The 23,631-nt window shown below is 45.4% G+C and carries 23 protein-coding genes and 1 pseudogene; 16 read left to right on the top strand and 8 right to left on the bottom strand.

Features of this window, described 5'->3' with window-relative positions; genetic code table 11:
- Positions 1-164: 164 nt before the first annotated feature.
- Positions 165-881, bottom strand: a complete 717-nt coding sequence (locus tag QZ938_RS22280) for a phosphate ABC transporter permease (RefSeq protein WP_293155246.1) — start codon at positions 879-881, stop codon at positions 165-167.
- Positions 882-1,347: 466 nt separating this feature from the next.
- On the bottom strand, positions 1,348-2,175 hold the full coding sequence (dapB, locus tag QZ938_RS22275) for a 4-hydroxy-tetrahydrodipicolinate reductase (protein WP_293155243.1): 828 nt from the start codon (positions 2,173-2,175) through the stop codon (positions 1,348-1,350).
- A 266-nt stretch (positions 2,176-2,441) separates the two neighbouring features.
- Between dapB and QZ938_RS22270 the strand changes: the two genes are divergently transcribed.
- From QZ938_RS22270 to QZ938_RS22220, 11 genes are all read left to right on the top strand, one after another.
- Positions 2,442-4,997, top strand: a complete 2,556-nt coding sequence (locus QZ938_RS22270) for an EAL domain-containing protein (RefSeq protein WP_293353413.1) — start codon at positions 2,442-2,444, stop codon at positions 4,995-4,997.
- A 65-nt stretch (positions 4,998-5,062) separates the two neighbouring features.
- On the top strand, positions 5,063-5,311 hold the full coding sequence (locus QZ938_RS22265; protein ID WP_293155237.1) for a DUF4160 domain-containing protein: 249 nt from the start codon (positions 5,063-5,065) through the stop codon (positions 5,309-5,311).
- Positions 5,312-5,324: 13 nt separating this feature from the next.
- On the top strand, positions 5,325-5,621 hold the full coding sequence (locus QZ938_RS22260) for a DUF2442 domain-containing protein (RefSeq protein WP_293155234.1): 297 nt from the start codon (positions 5,325-5,327) through the stop codon (positions 5,619-5,621).
- A 228-nt stretch (positions 5,622-5,849) separates the two neighbouring features.
- Positions 5,850-6,044, top strand: coding sequence for a hypothetical protein (locus QZ938_RS22255; protein ID WP_293353415.1), 195 nt, complete (start codon positions 5,850-5,852; stop codon positions 6,042-6,044).
- Positions 6,029-6,184, top strand: a complete 156-nt coding sequence (locus tag QZ938_RS22250; protein ID WP_293155228.1) for a type II toxin-antitoxin system PemK/MazF family toxin — start codon at positions 6,029-6,031, stop codon at positions 6,182-6,184. The genes QZ938_RS22255 and QZ938_RS22250 overlap by 16 nt, the downstream gene beginning before the upstream one ends.
- A gap of 64 nt (positions 6,185-6,248) precedes the next feature.
- Positions 6,249-6,392, top strand: coding sequence for a hypothetical protein (locus QZ938_RS22245; RefSeq protein ID WP_293155225.1), 144 nt, complete (start codon positions 6,249-6,251; stop codon positions 6,390-6,392).
- A 63-nt stretch (positions 6,393-6,455) separates the two neighbouring features.
- Positions 6,456-6,710, top strand: a complete 255-nt coding sequence (locus QZ938_RS22240; RefSeq protein ID WP_293353417.1) for a type II toxin-antitoxin system ParD family antitoxin — start codon at positions 6,456-6,458, stop codon at positions 6,708-6,710.
- The gene (locus QZ938_RS22235) at positions 6,700-7,077 is read left to right on the top strand and encodes a type II toxin-antitoxin system VapC family toxin (RefSeq protein WP_293353419.1); all 378 of its coding nucleotides are present in this window, start codon (positions 6,700-6,702) and stop codon (positions 7,075-7,077) included. Before QZ938_RS22240 ends, QZ938_RS22235 begins: the two co-directional genes overlap by 11 nt.
- A 142-nt stretch (positions 7,078-7,219) precedes the next feature.
- Entirely contained in the window at positions 7,220-7,513 is a 294-nt protein-coding gene (locus tag QZ938_RS22230; protein WP_293353421.1) for a hypothetical protein, read from the top strand.
- Positions 7,513-7,701, top strand: a complete 189-nt coding sequence (locus QZ938_RS22225; protein WP_293353422.1) for a type II toxin-antitoxin system PemK/MazF family toxin — start codon at positions 7,513-7,515, stop codon at positions 7,699-7,701. The genes QZ938_RS22230 and QZ938_RS22225 overlap by 1 nt, the downstream gene beginning before the upstream one ends.
- On the top strand, positions 7,688-7,867 hold the full coding sequence (locus QZ938_RS22220; RefSeq protein ID WP_293353423.1) for a type II toxin-antitoxin system PemK/MazF family toxin: 180 nt from the start codon (positions 7,688-7,690) through the stop codon (positions 7,865-7,867). The genes QZ938_RS22225 and QZ938_RS22220 overlap by 14 nt, the downstream gene beginning before the upstream one ends.
- Positions 7,868-7,956: 89 nt before the next feature.
- On the opposite strand, the gene QZ938_RS22215 is transcribed toward QZ938_RS22220, so the two are convergent.
- The 3 genes from QZ938_RS22215 to QZ938_RS22205 form a co-directional block, all read right to left on the bottom strand.
- Complete coding sequence (locus tag QZ938_RS22215; RefSeq protein WP_293198673.1) at positions 7,957-8,292, bottom strand: type II toxin-antitoxin system PemK/MazF family toxin; 336 nt, start codon at positions 8,290-8,292, stop codon at positions 7,957-7,959.
- Positions 8,279-8,701, bottom strand: coding sequence for a hypothetical protein (locus QZ938_RS22210; protein WP_293353425.1), 423 nt, complete (start codon positions 8,699-8,701; stop codon positions 8,279-8,281). Before QZ938_RS22210 ends, QZ938_RS22215 begins: the two co-directional genes overlap by 14 nt.
- A 100-nt stretch (positions 8,702-8,801) precedes the next feature.
- The gene (locus tag QZ938_RS22205; protein ID WP_293353427.1) at positions 8,802-12,464 is read right to left on the bottom strand and encodes a S8 family serine peptidase; all 3,663 of its coding nucleotides are present in this window, start codon (positions 12,462-12,464) and stop codon (positions 8,802-8,804) included.
- Positions 12,465-13,402: 938 nt separating this feature from the next.
- On the opposite strand from QZ938_RS22205, the gene QZ938_RS22200 reads away from it, so the two are divergent.
- A complete protein-coding gene (locus QZ938_RS22200) occupies positions 13,403-14,428 on the top strand; it encodes a site-2 protease family protein (protein ID WP_293353429.1) in 1,026 nt (341 codons plus the stop codon).
- A 70-nt stretch (positions 14,429-14,498) separates the two neighbouring features.
- Complete coding sequence (locus QZ938_RS22195) at positions 14,499-15,173, top strand: PEP-CTERM sorting domain-containing protein (protein ID WP_293353431.1); 675 nt, start codon at positions 14,499-14,501, stop codon at positions 15,171-15,173.
- A 107-nt stretch (positions 15,174-15,280) separates the two neighbouring features.
- On the opposite strand, the pseudogene QZ938_RS22190 reads toward QZ938_RS22195, so the two are convergent.
- Positions 15,281-15,376: pseudogene (locus tag QZ938_RS22190) on the bottom strand (1,4-alpha-glucan branching protein domain-containing protein); the annotation flags it as partial.
- Positions 15,377-15,779: 403 nt separating this feature from the next.
- On the opposite strand from QZ938_RS22190, the gene bchI reads away from it, so the two are divergent.
- Positions 15,780-16,850, top strand: a complete 1,071-nt coding sequence (bchI, locus tag QZ938_RS22185) for a magnesium chelatase ATPase subunit I (protein WP_293150193.1) — start codon at positions 15,780-15,782, stop codon at positions 16,848-16,850.
- Positions 16,851-16,912: 62 nt separating this feature from the next.
- Here the strand turns inward: bchI and QZ938_RS22180 are convergent, their stop codons facing one another.
- Complete coding sequence (locus QZ938_RS22180) at positions 16,913-17,548, bottom strand: precorrin-8X methylmutase (protein WP_293150068.1); 636 nt, start codon at positions 17,546-17,548, stop codon at positions 16,913-16,915.
- A 404-nt stretch (positions 17,549-17,952) separates the two neighbouring features.
- Entirely contained in the window at positions 17,953-18,756 is an 804-nt protein-coding gene (locus tag QZ938_RS22175; RefSeq protein ID WP_293150070.1) for a TPM domain-containing protein, read from the bottom strand.
- Between the two features lie 332 nt (positions 18,757-19,088).
- On the opposite strand from QZ938_RS22175, the gene QZ938_RS22170 reads away from it, so the two are divergent.
- Both QZ938_RS22170 and QZ938_RS22165 read left to right on the top strand, forming a co-directional pair.
- On the top strand, positions 19,089-19,493 hold the full coding sequence (locus tag QZ938_RS22170; RefSeq protein WP_293150072.1) for a hypothetical protein: 405 nt from the start codon (positions 19,089-19,091) through the stop codon (positions 19,491-19,493).
- Between the two features lie 246 nt (positions 19,494-19,739).
- Positions 19,740-23,579 (top strand): DUF4114 domain-containing protein, encoded by a 3,840-nt coding sequence (locus QZ938_RS22165; RefSeq protein ID WP_293353433.1) that lies wholly within the window; start codon positions 19,740-19,742, stop codon positions 23,577-23,579.
- Positions 23,580-23,631 lie beyond the last annotated feature (52 nt).

Genomic DNA, 23,631 nt, shown 5'->3' with positions numbered 1-23,631 from the left:
CGAACCTGATGCGGACTAAAGTCCTCACTACGAACCTGATGCGGACTAAAGTCCTCACTACGAACCTGATGCGGACTAAAGTCCTCACTACGAACCTGATGCGGACTAAAGTCCTCACTACGAACCTGATGCGGACTAAAGTCCTCACTACGAACCTTTTTTGTTCAATAATCAGCGGACGATCGCCTTTTCACGCCTCTAGTTTGATTATCATCAGTATCTCGCCCTTTTTTCTGTCTGCCTTTTTTAATCTGCTGGCTCATTTCCACAAACAAATCCTTACGCAAATAAGGATAATCGCTCACCCACACATCGCGGCTGGGAATGTAAATATCCGAAACTTTGGCAATTCTTCCCAAATCTTCTTGATTCGACATGATTAACATTAAAGCAGCTTGACCGGGGACAATTCCTTGATGACTTTTCAGCAATGGAGCTCGAAGCGTAGTAGTAAATCCGGTTTTGTCGCCAACTTCTAAATTAATTCGCGGTTCTAGGTTGTCAACAATTACAAGTTGTCCTTTTTGATTGACTGTTTCTTCTTGACTTGTGACTTCATCGGTGATATAAATATCCAATACTCGCCCTTGCCAAAAGCCGCAGTATTTATATTTACGACATTCTGCATTCCGCAAACTCGCCCAGAAAATCGGCCCCCACAGCCAGTACAAACCAGCAATCAATCCGACAATTAAAACTAGAGGCCCGACATCGGAACCGGCAAAATTATAAACTACTAGCAACAAAACTACAGCTACCGCAGAAATTAACATTCGCCTTAAAAAATCGGGCGGTTTCCCCCAAATATGTTTGTATTGTGCTCCGGTAGCCACGGGGGGAATTAGTTCTTGAAAGGTTTCGCGAGTTAAGGGAATTAGCATAATGGTTATTGGTTGTTAGTTAGTGGTTATTTGTTATTTGTTACTGGCTGTTGGTTGTTAGTTAGTGGTTATTGGTTATTTGTTACTGGTTGCTGGTTAGTGGTTATTGGTTATTTGTTATTTGTTACTGGTTACTGGCTGTTGTTAGTTAGTGGTTATTGGTTATTTGTTATTTGTTACTGGTTACTGGCTGTTGTTAGTTAGTGGTTATTGGTTATTCATTGCCAATTCGCAATCGTTCCACTTTGATATCGTCGTGATTGATGCTCATACAAAAGAGCAAATAACCAATAACCAATAACCAATAACCACTAACCTATTTGATATCGTCGTGATTGATGCTCATACAAAAGAGCAAATAACCAATAACCAATAACCAATAACCACTAACCTATTTGATATCGTCGTGATTGATGCTCATACAAAAGAGCAAATAACCAATAACCAATAACCAATAACCAATAACCTAGAGTATTTTTTCCAATCCGTAAACGAGCGATCGCAATTCCAGCACTTTTCGCACCGATAACAAAACTCCCGGCATATAACAAGCCCGATCGCTCGTATCGTGTCGTAAAGTATAAACTTGGCCTGCACCGCCAAAAATTACCTCTTGATGAGCAATTAAACCGGGCAAACGGATGCTGTGAATCCGAATCCCTTCATCGGCTACCGAACCGCGAGCTCCGGCTATTTTTTCGGTTTCCTCAACTTCGGGCACATTGAAAGTTTTTCCCAATTCTGCTAGCATTTGAGCAGTTTGAATCGCCGTGCCGCTGGGAGCGTCGGCTTTTTGATTGTGGTGCAGCTCGATAATTTCTACGTGTTCAAAATACTGAGATGCGGTGACGGCTGCTTGTTGTAGCAAAACCATGCCGATCGAGAAATTGGGTATAATCAAACAGCCGATGCTGGCTTTGTCAGCGAATTCACCTAACTTATCAATTTGCTTGCTGCTCAATCCTGTAGTCCCAACTACTGGCCGTATACCATAAGCTATAGCCGATCGCACATTTTCATAAACAGACGAAGGGTGCGTAAAATCTACCATCACGCCTAATTGCTTTTCCTGAGATGCTAATACCAGCATTCCTTGCAAGTCGTCTGTTACCGGAACTTCTAACGGGCCGCATCCGGCTAATTCCCCCGCATCGGCGTTGAGGCACTCAGGAGAACGGTCTACAGCCCCAAATAAAGTCATGTCATCAGCATTTGCGATCGCCTTAATTACTTCGCGGCCCATCTTGCCGCCAGCACCGTTAACAATCACCGGAATCGGAAGTTGATTCGCCATAATCTCAAAAATATCCTGAAACTTCGATCGACTAAATTTTAACGCTTGTGGGAATTTGGGGAAACAGGGGAATAAAAAACAGGACTTGTCGGCAAATCTTCAACAACCCGGTTTCCCCTCCCGAAATACTTGACAAAATCGAGTGATTAACTTAAATAAACTCGGTTTCGGCACAATTTCTGAAAAAATTACACTCAATCTCATAATAAGCTCAATTCTGTGGAACAGACTTGTGCGAAGCGAATTTGCACCCATATATTTTTTCTGTGACTCCCAAATTCTCTCGAAATCTTCGTTCTGTACTGTCTGTCGCCACTGGCCTCGATCTGAGTTCCCCAGGCCGCCGGGTCAGAATTTTGCCTGCAATGCTGGCGGGTGCTACTGTAACGCTGCTGAATCTGGGAGTTCAACGGTTGGGATGGCTGCAAAGCTGGGAATTGGGCAGTTTTGACTCGTTAGTACGCTTGCAGTCCGATGCGGGCCCCGATCCGAGGCTGCTGATCGTGGGAATTTCCGAGGCCGATATTCAAGCTTTGGGGAGATTTCCGGTTTCCGACGGTGCGATCGCCCAAACCTTGACAAAATTGCAAAAGTACCAGCCAAAAGTCATCGGTTTGGACTTGTACCGAGATTTGCCACAACCACCGGGAAACGAAGAATTGCTGGCCCAACTGAAAGCACCGAATGTAGTGGCGATCGCCAAAATGAGCGATGCAGAAAGTCCGGGAGTCCCGGCGCCTCAAGGAATACCGCGCGATCGAATCGGTTTTAACGACTTCGTGCTCGACGCTGACGGCGTGGTGCGCCGCCATTTACTCTCAGTCTCGCAAGCAAACAAGACTACTGTTTCGTCGTTTTCTCTGCAACTGGCTTTGCTGTATCTCAAAAACAGCGTGCAGCCGACAGATAGCCCTGTCCATCCCCACCAAATCAACTGGGGCAAAGCAGAATTTGTGCCTTTAAAATCTGACAGCGGCGGCTATGCAAATCTTGATGCCAGAGGCTACCAAATTCTGCTCAAATACCGTTCTGCCAATAATGTAGCGCGACAAGTCAGTATCTCGCAGGTATTGAAGGGGGAAATTGACCCAACCTGGATCAAGGACAAAATTGTGCTGATCGGAACGACTGCACCTAGTACCAGAGACGTGTTTCTGACGCCCTACAGTCCGGTTCAAAAACAAACTCCGAAAATGCCGGGGGTGATCCTGCACGCCCAAATGCTCAGCCAAATATTGAGTGCCGTTTTGGAGGGGCGATCGCTGTTTTGGATCTGGCCGCAATGGGCAGAAATTTTGTGGAACGCTTCTTGGGCTGTGCTTGGCGGGGTTGTGGCTTGGCGGATTCAGCACCCGGCGAGGGCAGCATTGGTTGGGGGTGCGCTGTTGATGGGGCTCTTGGGAATTAGTTTTGCGATTTTTATTGGGGGTGGGTGGGTGCCGCTGGTGTCGCCCGGTTTGGGTTTGGTAGTGACTGGTGTCTGCATCAGCGCTTACAGGAAGCTTTACGATGCTTTTCACGACTGTCTGACGGGTTTGCCGAACCGGGATTTGTTTGTGGAATGTTTGGGGCGGGCGATCGCCCACAATAAAGGCCACCACAGCTATCTGTTTGCAGTGCTGTTTATTGATTTAGACCGATTTAAGGTAATTAATGATTCTCTAGGTCATTTGGTAGGGGACGAACTGTTGATCGCCGTGGTGCGGAGGCTGAGGGCAAGTATTGCTCGCGCGGATACTGTGGCGCGGGTGGGGGGTGACGATTTTGCGATTTTGGCGAGGAATGTCGATCTCGGGAGTGCGATCGATTTGACCGATCGCATTCACCAAGCTTTAATTGTGCCTTTTGAAGTGAGAGGGCAGGAGGTGTTTGTCACGGCGAGTATCGGAATTGCAGTGGGAGGCGAACCCGCTGCTACCACCCGGGAACAGCCGGAACACTTGCTGCGAGACGCCCACACGGCGATGTACCGGGCGAAGGCTTTGGGAACGGGAAGGTATCAGGTGTTTAATGCTTCGATGCACGATTTGGCCTTGGAGAGGTTGCGGTTGGAAACAGATTTGCGGATGGCCCTAAAGCGTCGGGAGTTTTTGCTGCACTACCAGCCTTTTGTGTGTTTGGCTAGCGGGAAGATTATTGGGTTTGAGGCTTTGGTGCGGTGGCAGCACCCCCAGCGGGGATTGATTTCGCCGCTCAAGTTTATTCCGGTGGCTGAGGAAACGGGGGCAATTGTGCAGCTTGGTGAGTGGGTACTGGAGGAAGCTTGCCGGCAGTTGCGGCTGTGGGAGGAAATGTTTAATTTCGATCGCCCTTTGATTATGAGTGTAAATTTATCTGGGAAGCAGTTTGCTCAGCCGGATTTGGTCGATCGCATTCAGGCTATTTTGGCAGAAACGGGTTTGAGTGCCGAGAGTTTGAAGTTGGAGATTACAGAGAGTGTAGTGATGGATGATGTCGAATCGGCGATCGAAGTTTTGAAGCAAATGAAAGCGTTAAATGTCAAATTGGGAATTGATGATTTTGGCACTGGTTATTCGTCGCTAAGTTATTTGAGTCGGTTTCCGACGGATACTTTGAAGGTTGATAAGTCATTTGTCGGGCTGATGGAATTGGGCGAGGGGGAAAATGTGGCGATCGTCCGAACAATAGTCACCCTAGCCCACGCTTTGGGGATGGATGTGATTGCTGAGGGTGTGGAGACGGCGGCGCAATTAGCTAAGTTAAGGGCGATCGGCTGCGAATACGGTCAAGGTTATTTTTTTGCTAAGCCGTTACCGAGCGATGAAGCTACTGCTTTGATGGCTTTGCGGCCGCAGTGGTAGTTGTTAGTTATTCTTGTTCCTGCTTCATATACAATAATCCTCATATCGTCGTTTAGCAGAGCTTTATGCCAGAAGTTGCACGATTTTACGGAATAATTATCAAAATCTTCTTTGGAGATCGTCCACCTCCTCATTTTCACGCAGTTTACGGTGAGTACAATGCTTTAATTGGGATTGAATCTCTAGAGATTATTGAAGGAGATTTACCGAATCTGGCTCAAAAGCTGGTAATAGAATGGGCTACGTTGTACCAGAAAGAACTGCTGGATATGTGGAATAGCCAAGAATTTAGTAAACTGCCACCATTAAAATAACTGTGATTGTTTTATGAAACCTGAGCGCATTGTTTCTGCTAAAGTTATTGACGATCGCACCTTGATAGTTAAGTTTACCAATCAGGAAATCAAGAAGTATGACATCTCTAAGTTATTAGACAATCCGATGTTTTTGAGCTTGCACAATCCTGGGTTTTTCAAGAATTTTAAAATTGAACCTGGTGGTTATGCACTGGTTTGGAATGAAGATATCGACCTCAGTGAATATGAACTGTGGCAGAATGGAGTCGGTTGCACGGATGAGGAAATCGATCGACACATTGAATCTATTCGTCTTGTTGCTGGTTGAGTAATAACGATCGACGTGCTGAGCGATCGCACTTTTTGACTTATTCCAAAAGGGATCTCGCTTATCTGCGCTTACAAGCAAGGCGATCGCGCTATAGTTGGCTAAAGTTCGTGATGTTGAGCCGGAGAAGGCAGAGGAATCTGCGCCATGAGCTGATAATCTCAACGATGCTATAATAGACAGAAGTTACGCATTACCTCAATTAGTATATTTTTATAGGTAAATAAGATGAACACAAAAGAATTACTCCTTAAGGAAGTAGAAAATATTCCAGAATCTATATTAGAAGAAGTTTGGAATTTCCTGCAATTCCTCAAATTAAAATACAATAAAGATAAGTTAGAAGCAAGCTTGCTCAGTGAATCTTCTTTGGAAAAAGACTGGCTAAAGTTAGAAGAGGATGAAGCATGGCAGAATTTGTAAAAGGTGATGTAGTAGTTGTTCCATTCCCATTTTCCGATTTAACACAAGCCAAGCGCCGACCGGCTTTGGTTATCGCAACTTTGGCAGGAGACGATCTAATTCTTTGTCAAATTACTAGCCAGAGAATTGCCGATCGCTAAGATTGTTAAAATTATTCAGCAGTAATTCTCTATTGTTAAGCTTTCCCTCTGCTCAAAATGCTGTTTGACTAGATTGTGTTGTGCGATCGACCTTTCCATACCAAAAAGGCGATCGCCCTTTTTGATTTATTCCAAAGGGGATCTCCCTAATCTGCGCTTACAAGCAAGGCGATCGCGCCATCTTCCCGCAGCCAAAAATGTTAAATAACAAAATTGGATAATTTTTGTTATTATGGGAAGAGTAGTTGACTCAAATAGGTGACTCAACATCATGAATATATCCTTAACTCCTGAACTAGAGAAATTTGTTCAATCAACAATCAAAAACGGTAGGTACTCATCTGCTTCTGAAGTGATTCTGGCTGCGTTACTATTGCTAAAAGAACGGGAAATTTTAGTTGTTTTGAATCCGGTTTCGTCAGATGGGAACCAGAAACCCAGCTATGATTTCTCTGATTTGGTGGGGCGATTAACCTGGCAGGGAGATGCAGTAACAATGCAGAGGAATCTACGCGATGAGTGGTAATCGCTATGTGTTGGATACGAATGCGATCGTAGCTTTGCTTCAAGGGAATATTCAACTGGTTGAATTGCTTAAAGATGCTGATTGGATCGGAGTTTCAGTCATTAGCCAAATTGAGTTTCTGGTATTTCCTGGGCTGACTCAAGACGATCGTCAGATTTTTGAGCAGTTTCTGCAACGAGTGGAGGTTCTTGGTTTAGGGGCGATGGATGCTATTTTGATTGAGAAAATTATTGAAATTCGCCAGCAACATCGCTTGAAATTACCGGATGCGGTTATTGCAGCAATGGCAATCCAAAATTCAGCAACTTTGGTGACAGCCGATCGAGAGTTTGGAAAGGTAACAAGTTTAACGGTAATTAATTGGTAGAGATCGCCCTTGGTTGAGAAAAAGTTGTAAAGGGCGATCGCACATTTTGACTTATTCCAAAAGGGCGATCGACGATCGCACTCAACTGGAAGCTAATAGTTGTATAATAGACAAGCTAGGCAAGCGCAAAAAGTGAAAACCTATGTCACAGGCAATCCTCAACCAAATTGTTAATCAGCTTGAAATGCTGGAATTTGTCGAGTTACAGGAACTAGAACGTGCGATAGCGAAATATCTGGTCCAGAAACAGCAAGCTACTAAACAAAAACAAACTCAAAAATCTGTTAATAAAAAGCAATTATTTAAAGAATGGGATGCCATTTCTGATGAGGAAGCTGCGGTACTAAAAGCTGAGTTTACCACCGAAGATTTAGCTTTTGCAGAAGTCGTCTTAAGTGATTATCTGCCCCAACTTCAGCAACAGGATAAAAATTGATGCTAGGAAATATTTATTTAGCCGATCTGAATCCTTCTAAAGGTTCAGAACAAGCAGGAATTAGACCAGTCATTATTGTACAACGAGATACATTAGACCGCTTTACTACGACGGTGGTAGTAATTCCGGTAACAAGTAATCTGCGGCGATGCTCAAATACCGGGGACAATTATTTTGCCAACAGGTGAAGGTGGTTTAACACAGGATTCAGTGGCGCTTTGTTATCAAATAGTAGCCATCGATAGAGAGCGATTAATCAAAAAAATGGGTTCTGTTTCAGCAGATTATGTATCCAGATTACAGGTGGCTTTGCAGTATACACTGCAAATGGATGAATTTGAGAATGTAGAATAATATAAAGGGCGATCGCACTTTTCGACTTATTCCAAAAGGGATCTCGCTCTTATCTGAAAAAAAGGAATAAAGGGCGATCGCCCTGCTCTCTAATTCACAAGATAATCACTCAGAGTTTTTAGTAAGCGTTGATGTCGCTCTGAGGAAATAGCTCCAATAGAACCGATAATTTGATTGCGAGGCAATACAGCAAGGAAACCTAACCGAATCAACGATTGAGACCGTAAACCGCTGGCAGCAAAGTCTGAGTCAGAGGGGGAAATAATATCGTCAAAACCTGGAACCTGTTGATTTAGTTGGGTACTAACACCACACACTAAAAAATCTCTATAAGGTGGGAGTTCCCTCAGAAGGATGGCTGGACGATTTTTAGTTGTCCCGTCAGCTTGGGGTATTGGGGTGAGAACAACATCAGCTTCCTGCATAGTCAGGATTTAGTGTTTTAATTGCATTGGTCGGGTAATCATCGTCCTGACTGTAAGCATTGTTTAGTTGATGCCTTGACAACCACAACCAGGCTTCGCGTTCTGCTAATTGTTCCGGGAGGACTGTGACAATTAGTTTTATGTTTGGTTCAAGCTTATAGGGTTCATCTAGCTGAATAGATTGCCCATCAAAATGTGCTGACAAAGAAATAAGCTTCATGGCTTGGATATCTTGAAGGCGAGTGCTTTTACTAAGTTTATCATATTTTGACGTTCTAGGGACACAGGCTTTGACCCGTTTTTCTACGATTAATTTGCTCCATTCCTTAGAAAAATGATCGCCCCTCCTCGAACCAAAAAGCGAAATTCCTCGATCGAGAAAAGCGATCGACCTTTCCATCCCACTCATAGCGATCGCCCCTGTCCATTCACAAGACCGATCGCCCTTTCCGTATAGTCAAAAAGCGATCGCACTTTTTGACTTATTCCAAAAGGGCGATCGACTTTAGTCATCTGTTATTCAATTTTGTTCGATTCAATTTCCATTTGTTTTGAAGTATTTCTCGGCGAAAATCCTCTTCTGTCAATTGATTTTTGTAGACTTTCCATAAATAAATACCTAGATCGATAGCTTCTACATCCTGCCAATTAATAGTCCCTTTTACCCAATCATTTAATCCCGATCCTGTCTGAAGCGTCGCTGAAGAAAATCCTACCGCTGCCCCAACATAGCCATAGTGGATATTAGACCAGATGTCGTAATAGTATTCATACTGCTCATCTCCTGGAAACTGAAAGTTAAAATCCTGGTACTTAGTTCCAAGTTCAAGTTGCTTTGGAAGCTTGTCTTTTCTTTTGTGATCCCATTCTTGACCATCATTTACCTGCTTATACCAGTCTACAATTGCTAGTAGATATCCTGCTGTTCCTTCTTCTATTTCGAGTTTTATATTTTTTGCTTCAGGACTCTGGATATTGTTAACCATTTCCTTGTACATATATGTAACTGCTTTATCAAAACGCCAATATTTGGTATCAGGTTGTGGCAACTTGCCGTTGTCGTATCCGCCTATATCAGGATTGAAAGAGTCTTCCAATGTAATTTGCCCTGTTTTGGGAACCCGAATAAAACGATCAGGCCATCCAGTCGCATCAGCCCCAGACTGACCTGGGCGGATAGTGCGGATGTGGTGCAATGAACCTGCGTAATTAGATTCAGAAATCACTATGTCTAGAATCGAGCCATCTGAGTTGTAGTTAACTTTTTCAACTACAGCAACATGACCATCACCAACCCACTCAGCAATATCTCCAACTAAGGGTTCATAAGGCATCCATGCTCCACGACTAAGATTATCTCCCCAAGTCCCGGCATTACCAGTCATGCTACTCAAAGCATCTACCCTACCACCTAGTTCCTTGACGCGACCAGAAGCATACCAGGTGCAGTTAGCTGGTAATCCACCCGTACCGCCAACACTTACAGGTGCATTATATGGAAAGAACGGATTACCTGTAGTGTAAAACTGAGGGCGATCAAGGAAATATTGCGCGTTTACAGTTTGCAGTAAAGGCGCTCCGTTGTTACCAACAGTCTTAGGCGTAGGAGACGGGGAAGTTGGCGAAACCGATCGCCCTTTTGTCTCATAAACAGTCACTTGCTGACCATTCCAGATCATAATCGCCCGTTCAAACTCCTGACGGAAAACACCACCACCCTGATCCTGCATACCAGTAATAGCAGCCCCCACTTGCGGATACAAACTAGCAGCATACAAGAACTTCTGACGCACATCATCTGTAGGACTCGATGCAGTTGCAGGCTTTGTTGCCGCTCCCCAGATCAGACCGTTGCTAGAGACTGTACCGACAACAGTTGCTTTAGCCGTGTTCGGGTCAATTGCTAGTTTCCGGCGATCGGAAGTATAAGCTGTCAGTTGGCCATTCTCCCAGCTCAGACCATACACTTCCAGCAAACCCAAATCGCCTATATAGCGCGAATTACCCGTCGCCAAATTGACAGCAACCAGGCGATCGTTCAACGAAGTATTAGGACTGCTAACCGCTGCAAAAATCTCATTAGTCCCGTTGAAAAGCAAATCTCCACTGCTAGGCCCGCCCAAATTTCCAATCAAATTCATCTGACCATTATCAGGCGAAATCTGAAACAAATTGCCATTTCCCTGATCGGCCCCGTAGAGTCGGCCATCGGGAGAGAAAGTCAGAGAATTGAGAGTCCCCCCCGCCAACGGCCCGACATATCGTTCCGCACCCGTAGAGGGATTAATCTCATACAAACCGTCATAGAAAGTACAGCCGTAAAGTTTACCATTCGGAGCAACCGCCAAATCAGTAAAAGCGCGACCTTGATAGATTGGATTTTGTGCACCCGTCGCCGTATTAACCTGCAATATCTGTCCACTACTGGTAGACAGGTACACCGTCTCAGCATTTCCTTGTACTGGCGGTTTCTCTGGGGGTTGCTGTGTCGGCGGAAGTAAAGGCGGCTTACTTCCAGGATAGCCACCAGTCCAAGCACTCGGTATCCAATAAGTTCCACCGTTATATCGGAAGCGATACCACAAAGCATCCGGTTTTCCTGTGGTTAAATCATTGAGCTGTTCGCCGTAAGTCCAACCATCAAAACTCAGCGTATCACCAGTCCTGACAGCGAAATTACTTCGATCGCTCGTATTTGGACTATTCCGAAGAGTAATTCCATTCGACGACACCACCCAAGCAGTAAAGTTTTCATTGATAATATTGACAGCCCGTTCCGTCGGCGTGACAAGCCCTTCACCGCCCCAAGTCGTCGGTTGGAAGAAAGCTGTAGGTTTATAAACCTCCGGCGTAGTTTTCTTCGCCAAATCCACCGCCGCCAACGTATTCAAGAAACCAAAACCCGTCTCATCATCCCATCCAACCGGCCCCAAATCCCTCGCCGTAGACTTCAAAATCTCCATCACTTGGCGATAGTTCAAAGCAGGATTTGCCGCCCAAACCAAAGAAGCCGCCCCCGCAACTTTCGCAGTCGCTACCGAAGTCCCCGCCATCGTGCCCAAATCATCGCCCACAGTCGATAAACCAGGGTGTTCAGTTGTGCCGCCATCCGCCAAAATATCCAAACCGCGGCCATAACTAGAATAGATCGATCGCCCGTTAATATCCCCAGCCCCAACCGTAAAAATATTGTCAAACTCCTGAGAAGCTTGACCCAAAACGGACATCACACCGCCGTCGTTACCCGCCGCCGCTACCAGCATTACGCCATTTTGCCGCGCATATTCGATCGCACTTCTTTCTTGCGGAGTCAACTCATAGCGCGTCGTCACACTCCCATCAGCATTCTTCTGAGTCAAATCCAAACTGAGATTGGCGATCGCATTTTTCTGTCCCGAAGCCCTCGCAGCATCCACAAACTCTACCAAAGAATCCGCCCATCTCCCAGAATCGATCGCCCTTCCCACCCACTTCGGCGCAGTCTTATTAATTGCATCAACAATCCCCAACATAAAAGTACCGTGCTCGCTACCTTCCCCAGGCTTCAGCAACGGATTGTCATCCCCATCCACATAATCGCGGCCATTCTTGATATTCGCGTAATTCAAATAAGGACTATCCGCACTCACACCAGTATCAATACTTCCCACCAACGGCTGAGAAGCTAAAGGAAAATTCAGCAATTGACGGATTGCATTCGGATTGCTAGGATTCGGCGAATGCGGATCGATGGGAATTACAGCAATCGGCAAAGTCTCAAACGCACCGCCCGGATTGTAAGGAGTTTGAGTCGCAATCCCATCATGGTAGAGACCCAGCGGGTCGAAATCAATCAGCGGCGGTAGATTGTTAGTTGGTGCATCAGGGGCGATCGGGCAAACACCACTATCAGCCAAGAAATTAGGTAAATGTAAATCAGACAGCGACAAAGAACCCAATAATTGATGCAGCGGATTAAAATCATCCAGCCAACCCCCAATCCCCGCACTCGGAGTCACAATTCTTTCCAATACATGACTGCGGGATTTTTTGCGGCCTTTGCGTTTCGGTGAATTCCCAAAACCTTGAGGCTCTTTGCGTTTTTTGCCACCAAAATTTAGCCAACCCATAATCTTTCCACCTTGATTAATATGAATTTCGATCGCACGAACTCGATCGAATGCCTCCCGCATTCAACCAAAATCGTTACTTTACAAAAATCTGTAAGTAATAATCTGAAAATTTTTCTTTGTTTGAAAAACTACGCAAGGTTAACAAATTTTACGTATTGGCGATCGCTTCACATCTACCGCGCTTTGCTAACGGTCTCGTTGGCGATCGTCCAACACTTTGTCAATGCTTAATTTTTCGATTTTTTTAGCTTCTTCACGGTTATCCTACACCAAAAACCCTCTTTCTATTGTAAATTTTGTGTAAAGTTTTTTGACAAACTTAATTAGGGCTGACTCCGAAACCTGGTTTTTACGAAAATATGCGATCGCAGCCTTTAAAATCTATAAAAAACCCGGTTTCCGGCCGCCAGTGCTACATTCCAAAAATAGTTAGAATTGGCACTTGCTTTTTTTCTGATTTCTGATAATATGAACCGAGAGGTAAAATTTGGAATGAGGTCTGAAGCCCTAGCAAATATCACCAAAGCTTCTTCAAAAACTACTCTCCCGTTTCCCTGCTTCTTTGAAACAGGGGCAATGTTTACTTGGAAACTTTACGTTTTTAGGAAAATTTAGGGCGATCGAAATACTCAAAAATACAGTGGAGAAAACATAGAAATATAATAGGGCGATCGATTCAAGACAATTCAATAAAAACACCCACTTTGAGCGAACACTCTTGTCCCCCTCTTCTTAAGGGGGCTAGGGGCGATCGAGTTTCGGCCTAAAACCCACTGTCTCTCTGCTCGATCCGAAAGTCTAGATCCCCCTCGCATCCCCCTTAAGAAGGGGGACTTTGAGTGAATTCTCTTCTTCTCCCGGATGTTTTGGGGGACTTGGTGAACACTCTTGTCCCCCCCTTATTAAGGGGGGCTAGGGGGGATCGCAATCTCCGCCTAAAAACGAGTAATTTCTATTCAATTAAATCGAAACTTTCTCAGCCAAAGTAACAATATGCTATGGAACTCAAATCAGCGGTGCAGTGGATAGCTCATCCAGACGGTCATTGGATTCTTCGCAATCCCGAAGACATGACTTTCATGGAAATTGACGACTTTGACAAACAGGTAATCTTGCAACTAAGCAAACAACCCGTAACAAACTCTCTCGCTGAATACGACATCGATTTAGAAGATGTGCAAAACCTCTTGAGAAGCTTAGCACAAACGGGAATGCTAGAAGGCACAAAAGCCCCGAAAGCCAAATTCAATCTTCTATCTTTCACAATTCCCCTAGTCAATCCCGATGTCTGGCTGTCGCAGCACATCGACAAATTGCGCTGGATTTGGACGTGGGAATTTGGCTTTTTTCTGTGCGCTTTCATCGCATCTTCCGCAGCAGCTTGGTTTGGTTCCTCGGCGGAAGTTGTTGTCTCGCACCAGCAGTTGTGGACAGCCGGAAAAATTGAGACTATTATCACATTTGTGTTCCTGACAATCCTGGTAATATCTTTGCACGAACTCGGTCACGCTTTCACCCTCAAACACTACGGCGGTCTTGTTAAAGAAATTGGATTGCTGTTTATGTGTTTCATTCCTGGATGTTATACAGATACTAGCGACCAATACAGTTTAGTCAAGCGAAAACAGCGGGTTTTAGTCGTGGCGGCGGGAGTTTTGATTCAAGTAACAATTTGGGCGGTTGCTGTTTGGGTTTGGCTGTTTTCTCAGTCGAATCCTGTCTGTCATCAAATTAGTTATTTATTGATGGTGGCTGCTTTGCTGACTGTAGCAATTAATTTGAATCCCCTGAACCGATTCGATGGTTATTATTTGTTGGTTGCAGCCACTGGGATTAACAATCTGCGACAAAGGTCGTTTGATTTTTATATGGATTTGTTGCGGAGAGACGAGATTGAGGCAGAATCAAGTGATAGATTGGTTTTGGCAGCTTATGCGCCTTTGAGTATCATTTATACTGTTTTTGCTTTGAGTTATTTAATGTCCTTGCTGGGAAACTGGGTTTTGCGGGTTTGGAGTTTTTAACCGCAGATTGATCGCAGGCGAGACGCCCGTGTCACAAAATACCACTTTATTATTTTAGGAGTTTATCGAAATGAATGTTTGTCAAAAGTTGGGAATTGTTGGCGGAAGTTTGAGTTTTGTACTTGTTAGTCAATCTTTGTCAGTACAAGCTGCTACTCTTACTCAAACTTATACTGTGGATCTGGGTTCGCAGCCGTTAAATAGTAGCACGAATGTGGTTTTGCCTAAGTTTAATTCGCTGTTGGGTACTCTGTTGAAGGCTTATGTTACGGTCAAGTCTACTGTTAATAATAGTGTCAGCATTACTCCTTTGACTGGAGATTTTACGGGGACGGCGACAACTAATGCAAGTATTGCTGTGAATATTCCGCTGTTGAAAGTTGACCCTAATTTGACTTTGAGTGTGTTAGCAAGTCCGCCGGAAACGAGGATTGCTAGCGGTGGTACGGGAAGTGTTAGCGGTTCGGCTTCCGGTACTGTATCAAAAAGTTATGATTCCCAGCAGTCTCTGAGTGCTTTAAGTGGATGCGATGGTGATACTTTTATCGCAGGTTTGATGACTACGGGTTTGACTAAAATTACCGGAAATCCGGTTAGAGGTAATTTTGGAGGTTTGGTGTCGGCTAATACTACAGTTAGTGCAATTTATGAGTATGAACCTGTGCCGGAACCGATGACGGTGGCTGGTACGTTTGTGGCGGCGGGAATGGGTTTATTGTGGAAGAAAAAACGCACAAAAAGATAAGAAGACCTAGCGGTTAAAATTACGTTATTTTCTTCAGTCTGCGGAGGCAGACTTTGTTTGTGTAGACGCGGTTTCAACCGCCGTCTGCATCTGTTTTTGGTAACTTCAAGCGATCGATAAATGCGATAATTAATCTCAGGGAAGATGCGATCGATCTCCTGAACCTTCTCCAGCCAACCGGAATCTATTTTGTCTTCTTTAACTTGCAAACTTCCAGGATTTTTGATGTTAGATTGGTAAAGGTCAAAAATATTTTTACTGTCAACTGTGCTTGTGTAGGTTTTGCTGCCAGTTAATGCACCGATGTTAGTTTCAGAAATTTGCACTCTTCAAAAAAATGGTTGCTTGACTTTGCTCTCAATGACTTATCTGGACTCAGCCGAGGTTTTTATGCGAATCGCGCAAAATTGTTACATTTGTTTACAATTGGCTCGATCGCCCTTTTCGTTTCCCTTCAGCGCTGAAGCCCGTCACGATCCAAAATCCAAAATCTAAAATCTAAAATCTAAAATCCCTTATCCCTTACAATAAACAGGCAATTATTATATTTTGAGTTATCCTGTGAGTCCTACTGCCGAAGTCAGCAATAACCTAAATGCGGGCGCTCTGCCAACCGTTACCGCTACCCCAGCCCGCCGCGCTGTTTTTCCCTTCACTGCGATTGTTGGCCAGGAGGAGATGAAACTGGCGCTGCTTTTGAATGTCATCGATCCCAAAATTGGCGGAGTGATGATTATGGGCGATCGCGGTACAGGCAAATCTACCACAATCCGCGCCCTAACTGATTTACTCCCAGAAATTGAAGTCGTGGCTGACGATCCTTTTAACAGCCATCCCACCGATCCCGATTTGATGAGCGATGAAGTGCGCGATCGCACTTTGCATCACGGTACAATGCCGATCGCCCGCAAAAAAGTACAAATGGTAGACTTGCCGCTCGGCGCTACCGAAGACAGAGTGTGCGGTACGATCGACATTGAGAAAGCTTTGTCGGAAGGAGTTAAAGCTTTTGAACCAGGCCTTTTAGCTAAAGCTAACCGCGGCATTCTTTACGTCGATGAAGTCAATTTGCTCGACGATCACTTAGTCGATGTTTTGCTCGACTCCGCCGCCAGCGGTTGGAATACTGTTGAAAGAGAAGGCATTTCGATCCGCCACCCAGCTAAGTTTATTTTAATCGGTTCCGGGAATCCAGAAGAAGGAGAATTGCGGCCGCAATTGCTTGACAGATTTGGAATGCACGCCGAAATTCGCACCGTAAAAGACCCAAATCTGAGAGTAGAAATTGTCGAACAGCGATCGAGTTTCGATCAAGATCCACCCGAGTTTCTCGCCAAATATCAGCACCAACAAGACGATATGCAGCAGAAATTGGTGGAAGCCCAAGAAAGATTAAAATCGGTAAATCTCGATCGCGATTTGCGAGTAAAAATCTCCCAAGTCTGCGCGGAATTGGACGTAGACGGGCTGCGCGGCGATTTGGTCACAAATCGGGCCGCAAAAGCTTACACCGCCCTAGAATGCCGCACAGAGGTAACAGTGGACGATATTCGCAAGGTGATGACTCTGTGTTTGCGCCACCGATTGCGGAAAGACCCGCTCGAATCCATAGATTCCGGCTATAAAGTGACTAAAGTGTTCGATCGAGTATTCGGCCTAGAAACAACCGAAGGTTAGAGCGTCAATGGCCAAGAGTCGTATCTTAACAAAAGGAATCTCTGCGAGTCGGCTTTAAATTCTCATAAACCCGATCGACTGTTCCCCTCTTGGCCATAGGCTTGCCAAGCCAAATCCACCAAACCGTTAACAATCGCCACAGCCACCACCGCCGAACCCTTGCGCCCCTCAATCCGAATATGAGGAACCATCGAATCGTGCAGCCTCGACTTAGCCACGTCAACCCCGACAAACCCCGAAGGAGTCCCAATCACCAAAGCCGGTCGAATTTCCTCAGCCTCAATCAAATCCACCAGCGCCGACAAAGAAGTTTGAGCCTGACCAACCACAAAAATCCCCTCAGGATAGCGTCTGGCCAAAGTTTCAATCCCCCAAGCAGCCCGCGTTTTTTCCTTTTGAGGACGCGTCAAAGCCTCCATCGAACAGTAAACCGGATTCGCAAAGGTACTTTGGATCAGCGGCGTAATCCCCACCTGCACCATCGGCACATCTACTACGATCGTAGTTCGTGCAGCCAAAGCAGCCGCCCCAGCTTGCAAAGCCTGATCGGAAAAACTAATTAAAGACTTGTACTCAAAATCAGCAGTCGCATATATCACACGGCGGACTATTTCGTACTCCGCCGCAGAAAAACCGTGGTCGCCAATTTCGTTATCGATTAATCCCAGACTCTGGGCATCGCTTACGTGCCATTCCATTTGTTGGATAGCTGTCGCCTGTGTGTTGTCAGGTATCAGCTTACCAGCTTTTAGCGATTAGTCATTAGTCATCACTGATTAGTTATTTGTCAGGAGGAGATTTTTGGGCACTTTTGACTGCCGACAAATCAACTCACGACTGCCACATTGGGAAGAAACCGGGTTTTTCAGGAGTTAACTTGGTTGCATATCGCAAAAAAAGCTACAAAACCCGGTTTCTTCCGACTTGCGCGCGGGGCCGAGAAACCGGGTTTTTCATGAGTTAACTTGCTTGCAACCGTTTGTAGTGCGGACTTCAGTCCGCTTTATGCTGCGGACACTCCCGACGCACTACAAACCCCACATTATATAATGACTAATGACTAACGTTCGCGAGCGGGGACGCTCGCACTAATGACTGATGACTAACTTTCTTCTGAAGGAGATTTGCCCAATACTGGAGTCAAGAATGCTACCAAAGCCCCGATCGCAAAACCGGCCACATTTCGGGCCAAAGGTAACCAATCAGAAGTCCGAGTCACCACAGGCCCAATTCCGAAGGCCAAAAACAGAATCCCCCACAGCGGCGAAAAAATCAGCGCCCACTGCCAAGACACACCGTCTCCCGGTTTCCGAGGCTGAGCCGCAAACCCGCAGATCACACCGCCCAGCACCGACGTAATTAATGTCAGCACCCACTGTTCCCTCGGCAAACCGGGAACTACGCGACAACCGCCCTGACGCAAACAGCCTTCTATCGACTCCAAAGATTCAATGATCGATCGATCTTCGCCATTGTCCCGCACAAAAAACTGATTGCCGTAGCGGGTTTGCAATTCCACCCAAAAAGTGCGCGGCAGCAGTGGATACAGCGCATCCCCCACATTAAAATTTAGTAAATTGCCACCGCGCGGGTCAGCAACTAGCAATACACTTTTATTGTCTAAGCCCCAATAACTTTTCACAGCCAAACCGGGCGTGCGATCGTACTGAGTCAGCACTCGCAGCTTCCAACCGGTTTCAGCTTCAAAGGCGTTTAAATTTTTGGCCAAACCCTCTTCTTCAATATCCGTAAGGGCTTTAGCTAAATCAATGATCGGCGTTTGAGTCGAAGGCAACAAATCGGGATTGTTGAAAGCATGGGCCGCAGGTGCGATCGTCCACACCGACACAGCCAGAAAAAAGGCGACAGCAGAGGCTAGAAATTTGCGGGGGAAAAGCTGTGACATAGGAAATTCTAATCCGGGTCTTAATTGTGAATGTTAGCTGGCGGTCTTAACCAGAGGATAAGAGAAAACTCATATTTCTTTACAATTATTTACTTTACAGGAAGCCGAGAGCAAGGGGAAGGGTTCGGGGAAGGAAAGTTTGCGATCGGGGGAAGGGCTGACAATTAACCGTAGAGGGCGCGATCGCAGTTCCGTTAATCGATCGGGACTAACGATGGGCCCAGAAACCGGGTTTTTTTACGAGAATACTTCACTGTGAGCAGCAGATTAGGTAAAAAACCCGGTTTCTTTGGTAGGAGTGCGTCCAGGACGATCGATCGTAATTCAAGCCGATGGTAACAGAGAGAGACCGTTATCAAACTCCCGGCGAATCATCAAACTCCGAACAACTCAACTTAATAGAACCCGCAAGCCAGTCGAAAGACGAATTAATTCGAGCAAAGGCTGATGCTTTTATTATTAACAAACCCTCCGATATTAACAGCACACCTTCTGCCAACACCAGTGCGACCAAAACTAACAGCAACCCCAGAGATGCAACAAATCATGAAATTGACCCGCTAATTGGCAAACTGGACTCGGACTTAGGAGACCCCCTAACCAACCCGAATCGAATAACCTCACCCGTTATAACTACATCCACAAACTCAGAAAAAGCTTCGGACAAAACACCATTACCCGCAACCGCTGAAACAACTTCAAAACCCGAAGAACACAAAACACCCCGATCATCATAGATTACACTCAACAGTTAGTCATAACCCAACAAAACATCACCTGCAACTGCATCAAGCGCAATTCCAGATCATAATACAACTTCATCAGAAAAATCCGAGAAAATTGCAGTAACAAATTCAACCGAAACTGTTACGGCTAGCCCAAATATTCCCTCAACTGATAAAACCTCTACAGACAAACAGTCCCCAGTTGCCACAACTGACGACAAGATAGACTCAGACAAGCAATCTCAAAACTCCACAATTGTGGAGAAAGCCAACTCAGGCGAACAATCTCGTACTGCCGAAGTTTCTGACAAAATAGACTCCGCTCAAAAAGCTCCAATTGCCCAGACTTCAGAAACAAAAAACTCAGACAAACAGCTTCCTGTTGCCGAAGCTACCCTGATAAACTCAGATAAAAAATCCCCAAAAGTCGATGCAACACCGACAGAAAAACCCCCTTCAGATTCTCAACTGCCGCCGACAACACAGCCCCCAACAGCCCAATTAATTCCAGCCACATCTAACCCAGTTTTACCTGACACTAATATCAGTGCAGAAGTCAAATCAACCGATTCACAAAAGCCAGTACAAACCGCTACTCAATCTTTAACTGACAAACAGAATGATACAGGAAAAGTTGACCCATTAAAAATCGAACCTGCTGCAATACCAAAAACAGCAGCCAGTGAAAATGTAACGGTGACGACAGCAACAGCAGCAGTTAAAATTCCAGAAAAAACTCCGAACAATACTAACTCAGTTTCGGAAATTAAACAGCCAGTTAAAACAGAATCTATTGTCAGTCAATCAGCAGATGCTGAATTAATCAAAACCGACAAAGATGCAACTTCCAGCATCTCTAAACCTCCCGCAGAAACAGAGTCAATTTTCGCTCCAATTGCGGAAAAATCTCCTGCAAAAACAGAGTCGCTTGTCTCTAACGTTGGCGAACAATCACCCAAACAAAGCAACTCCAACGTTTCTACCGTACCCGAACAATTGCCAATAAAAATTGAGTCAATTATTCCCACAAAAAACGATTCGGCTACGGTAGAAAATGAGAGCGTTTTTCCTGAAATAACATCAGAAATTGAAAGCGAATTGCCAACAAAAACCGATTCGCCATCGACAGCAGAATTCACTGCTGATACAATCGAACGGGACATTACTGTTTCTGAAACAGCAGCGGAATTAGAAACTGAGAAAAGCCCAGCACTCTTCTCAACTCCATCAGAGACAGCAGCAGTTACGACACAGATAGCAGAAGTCGAAACAAGCGCTTCACCCTCAACTCTTAAATCCCCACCTGAACCAAATTCAAAAAATCATAATAGCAATTCAAATCCCACAGAAACTGTCGCCGTCCTACCCGCGTATTCCGATCCTGAAATTGCGCCCAAATCCGCAGAGATGACAAGCGGTTTGCTACTGTCAGCAACCGAAGAATCTGCTCAACTTTCAGACAATATTGCAGACACTAAACCTAATTCAACACAGCGTACTGGCAACTTTCAAAGCAATACCAATTCCCCAACAAATCTCTCAATAACAGCAGCAGCCAACTCACCCAATCCCGGCACTTTCCTTGTAGATGACCAAGGACAAGTCAAATTTGACTATGTATTTGACGGCGGGTACTTTACTGGCGAAGTCGGCATTTTTAGCCTTTCAGGAATGGAAGCATTTACACCTGGTACTCCAGAATTCATCGCCGAAGCTGCTAGGAGAGTCCTAACTAATTCCACATTAGGAAACGTTGTAATCCGCGACAGTACAGAAGGATCCAAATTCACCGGTTCCATGCCGGGAGAATACGACTTCGGTTCAGGAGAATATCAGGGTATCAAAACTTTCAACATGACCCCTGGAGATACCTTTGCTGTCATGTTCGTACCCAGCGGTACAGTACAATCATCCCTCCAATACTCCTGGCTGTGGGATTTGTTCCCCGAAAACCGCCCCTTATTCAGTATCGCCACAGCCAATCCCAGCGATACCGCTCATCTGCTACAAATAGCCGACATTACGGGCACCGGCAACACCTTCGCCCTCGAAGATATGTCGGCTGCTAACTCAGACAGAGATTACAATGACCTAATCTTTAAAATTAGTGGCGCAACCGGAAACGCACCGCTGCTAGATACAGTCATCAACCCTGACAAAGAATGGCGCAATACAGCTTTAGGACAACAATTGCTCGCCGCAGTCAATCCCCCGAATTCTGACAACAATCCGCCCGTTGTTTCGCCGACAAGCGCTCGGACTTATACAGAATTAGAGACAACTATTTCATTAGACAATCTTGCCACAGATGCAGAGGGCGACCCTCTGACAATTAGCGTCCAGGATCCAGTAAACGGCACAGTAATTTTCAATCCCTTAACTAACAAAGCATCCTTTAAACCAGCAATCGGCTTCTCTGGAATTGCCAGCTTTGATTTCCTTGCCAGCGACGCTTTTGGGAGTTCAACGCCCGCGCGGGTAACAGTCAATGTCAGCGATGTTCCGCTGCTGAATCTAGATTTTGTGAAGCGCAATCCCCGACTGGATGCAGGAGAAAATACGGAATTAGTTGTGCTGGGAGATTTTGCCGACCAAAAAGGTGTAGTGCTGCCAGATTCTTACCTAACTTACACTTCATTCAATCCAGAAATAGCGCCAATAGATGCTGCTGGAAATGTAACGGGTTTGATCAACGGTACTTCAATTTTGAGCGCGAGTCGAAATAACTTGCAAGCAGTAACAGCGGTGCGAGTAGGAAAATTGCCAGCCCCAACCAACGATGCAGAATTCAATGGAGCACTAGCCGAGATTAACGGTTTGAATGTCTATCCCAAAGCAGTCACGATGACAGCAGGAATGGGGCGCTCACTTTTAGTAGGAATTGAAAATATCATCCAATCCCCCGATTTGAAATTCGGCTCAGTAGGAACTCGCTATTTCCCTGGAAACTCCAACTTATTGCAAGTGAATTCAGACGGCATTATTACTGCAATAGAAGAAGGAGTTACTAACGTCACCGTCATTCACGGAGCAGCCGAACAAGTCGTGCCAGTACGAGTCTCCCTGCCTGCCGCTGCCGGAACAATTTTAGGAGTAAATGGCGGTGCAGTTACTGGCAGTGACGGTTCAATTGTGATGGTGCCACCCGGTGCTCTTGCCGAAAATACAGCTATTAGCTTGACATCTCTAACCAGCAATGCTCTATCCCTACAACTTCCCGACGGTTTGCAGTTTGCCGGAGGCTTCAATTTAGACTTGGGTGACAACTCCTTGAAAATTCCCGCTCAATTAGCAATTCCTGCCCCTGCCGGCTTATCTCCTGGTACCGAAATTTTATTCCTGCGAAAAGGTTCGCTGCCGGATGCTAACAATATTTATTCCCCAATTTGGCTGATTCAAGAATCCGGTGTAGTCGATGCCAGCGGTACTATTCGCACTAATTCTCCACCATTTACCGGTATTTTGGAGACTGCCGAAATAGCGATGATAGCAATGCCGGACCTGGAGTTACAGAAGTTGGCATTGGAAAAGTTGCTCACCACCTCCAATATAAATGGTTCCCTTCTCTCAACAAATGTCGGTCTCCCAAATGGTTCCCTTCTCTCAACAAATGTCGGTCTCCAAAACAGCTTTTTAGCAGCCAATGCCGGTTTAATCGGTATAGCCGCCGTCACCACAGCTCAATTCGCCGCTACAATTTTACTGCTGGCTTACTTGGCTAAATACCTGAAATCTGGATTGAAAATTATTGCCATTCCTGAAGTCGGTTTACCTGTAGTCACTCCGGCGGGTGTTGAACTCGATCCAGAAGGGATTCCCCGCGTCACAGCCACTCTAAACATACCCACACTATTCCCAGCAGACCCCTTCGCACCTCCAGTGCTTCAATCCGCTGAATATAAGTTGGAAAATGGCGAACCAACCGTCGTCCTGACAGGCAGCAACTTCCTGAATAACTCCAATGATTTAGGCGGTGAATTTAAAGACTTAACAGTCAGCTTCCGCGTCGGCGACAAAACTTATCCAGGGGAGCATCCCGGTTTTGAAAAAGCCTCAAATAGCCAAGAGATCGTTCAGGTAAGCACAACGAAGTTTTAGCATTTGATTGACATTTTTTTTCAACCATTGAGCTCCGGAGATTTTCAACCTT

This window comes from Microcoleus sp. CAWBG27 (genome assembly GCF_020883145.1).
GTDB lineage: Bacteria > Cyanobacteriota > Cyanobacteriia > Cyanobacteriales > Microcoleaceae > Microcoleus.
Note: the sequence above shows the minus strand (reverse complement) of the source record. Positions and strands in the feature narration are given on the sequence as shown.

Coding starts and splice junctions, on each gene's coding strand:
- QZ938_RS22280 (WP_293155246.1), bottom strand. CDS start 881: ATGCTAATTCCCTTAACTCGCGAAACCTTTCAAGAACTAATTCCCCCC.
- dapB (WP_293155243.1), bottom strand. CDS start 2,175: ATGGCGAATCAACTTCCGATTCCGGTGATTGTTAACGGTGCTGGCGGC.
- QZ938_RS22265 (WP_293155237.1), top strand. CDS start 5,063: ATGCCAGAAGTTGCACGATTTTACGGAATAATTATCAAAATCTTCTTT.
- QZ938_RS22260 (WP_293155234.1), top strand. CDS start 5,325: ATGAAACCTGAGCGCATTGTTTCTGCTAAAGTTATTGACGATCGCACC.
- QZ938_RS22255 (WP_293353415.1), top strand. CDS start 5,850: ATGAACACAAAAGAATTACTCCTTAAGGAAGTAGAAAATATTCCAGAA.
- QZ938_RS22250 (WP_293155228.1), top strand. CDS start 6,029: ATGGCAGAATTTGTAAAAGGTGATGTAGTAGTTGTTCCATTCCCATTT.
- QZ938_RS22240 (WP_293353417.1), top strand. CDS start 6,456: ATGAATATATCCTTAACTCCTGAACTAGAGAAATTTGTTCAATCAACA.
- QZ938_RS22235 (WP_293353419.1), top strand. CDS start 6,700: ATGAGTGGTAATCGCTATGTGTTGGATACGAATGCGATCGTAGCTTTG.
- QZ938_RS22230 (WP_293353421.1), top strand. CDS start 7,220: ATGTCACAGGCAATCCTCAACCAAATTGTTAATCAGCTTGAAATGCTG.
- QZ938_RS22225 (WP_293353422.1), top strand. CDS start 7,513: ATGCTAGGAAATATTTATTTAGCCGATCTGAATCCTTCTAAAGGTTCA.
- QZ938_RS22215 (WP_293198673.1), bottom strand. CDS start 8,292: ATGCAGGAAGCTGATGTTGTTCTCACCCCAATACCCCAAGCTGACGGG.
- QZ938_RS22210 (WP_293353425.1), bottom strand. CDS start 8,701: ATGAGTGGGATGGAAAGGTCGATCGCTTTTCTCGATCGAGGAATTTCG.
- QZ938_RS22205 (WP_293353427.1), bottom strand. CDS start 12,464: ATGCGGGAGGCATTCGATCGAGTTCGTGCGATCGAAATTCATATTAAT.
- QZ938_RS22200 (WP_293353429.1), top strand. CDS start 13,403: ATGGAACTCAAATCAGCGGTGCAGTGGATAGCTCATCCAGACGGTCAT.
- QZ938_RS22195 (WP_293353431.1), top strand. CDS start 14,499: ATGAATGTTTGTCAAAAGTTGGGAATTGTTGGCGGAAGTTTGAGTTTT.
- QZ938_RS22180 (WP_293150068.1), bottom strand. CDS start 17,548: ATGGAATGGCACGTAAGCGATGCCCAGAGTCTGGGATTAATCGATAAC.
- QZ938_RS22175 (WP_293150070.1), bottom strand. CDS start 18,756: ATGTCACAGCTTTTCCCCCGCAAATTTCTAGCCTCTGCTGTCGCCTTT.
- QZ938_RS22170 (WP_293150072.1), top strand. CDS start 19,089: ATGGTAACAGAGAGAGACCGTTATCAAACTCCCGGCGAATCATCAAAC.